The sequence below is a fragment of the Pseudochrobactrum sp. AO18b genome (assembly GCF_000409565.1).
GTDB classification, from domain to species: Bacteria; Pseudomonadota; Alphaproteobacteria; order Rhizobiales; family Rhizobiaceae; genus Pseudochrobactrum; species Pseudochrobactrum saccharolyticum.
In genome coordinates this window covers 1-769 of the sequence record NZ_ANNO01000263.1, presented here as the reverse complement: position 1 = coordinate 769, position 769 = coordinate 1, and the positions used below count along the sequence as shown (strand labels likewise).

The 769-nt window shown below is 53.6% G+C and carries 1 protein-coding gene; it reads left to right on the top strand.

Annotation, left to right across the window (positions count from 1 at the left end):
- The first annotated feature begins 35 nt into the window (after nt 1–35).
- A complete protein-coding gene (locus A918_RS0111095; RefSeq protein WP_022711134.1) occupies nt 36–746 on the top strand; it encodes a ribonuclease HII in 711 nt (236 codons plus the stop codon).
- Nucleotides 747–769: the final 23 nt, after the last annotated feature.

The following is a 769-nucleotide window of genomic DNA, read 5'->3' as shown; positions in this document are numbered from 1 at the left end:
CTTGCGGAGAATTAGATAGGATGCAATCTCAGCACATGAGTAAAGCACCATCTGATTCTCCGCTTTTTTCTGAAAAGCGACCGAAGTCGCCAGCCAAGATAAAGGCTGACAAATCTGAAATCTTCACGCCCGATTACAGCCATGAGCAGCAGCTGCAAGCTCAGGGTTACAAACTGATTGCAGGGCTTGATGAAGTCGGCCGTGGCCCTCTTGCAGGGCCTGTTGTTGCTGCCTGCGTGATCCTCGACCCTGATAATCTGCCAGAAGGTCTGGATGACTCAAAAAGGCTTACGGCTGCCAAACGCAACCGGCTGTTTGAAACAATTATGGAAAAGGCTGTTGCCGTCACATTATGCAGCCTCAGTGCGCGTGCGATTGATGAAAGCAATATTCTCGCAGCCTCGCTACTGGCGATGAAGCGCTGCGTGGATAGTCTGACAATCAGTCCGGACTATACTTTGATCGACGGCAATAAAACCCCAGGCGGATTGCCCTGCCCCGCCATGACGCTGGTGAAAGGGGATCAGCGCTCTCTGACCATTGCTGCCGCTTCGATCATTGCCAAAGTCACCCGCGACCGGATGATGGAACGCGCAGGTCTTATCCATCCTGCTTACGGCCTTGAGAAACATGCAGGATACGGCACTGCGGCGCACCGGCAGGCGATTGAAGAACAAGGGCCGGTTGCCGGTATGCACCGCTACAGTTTCGCTCCGATTAAGGGACGCTGGACAGCGGATAAATAAGCGAGACACCGAATACCTGTCCC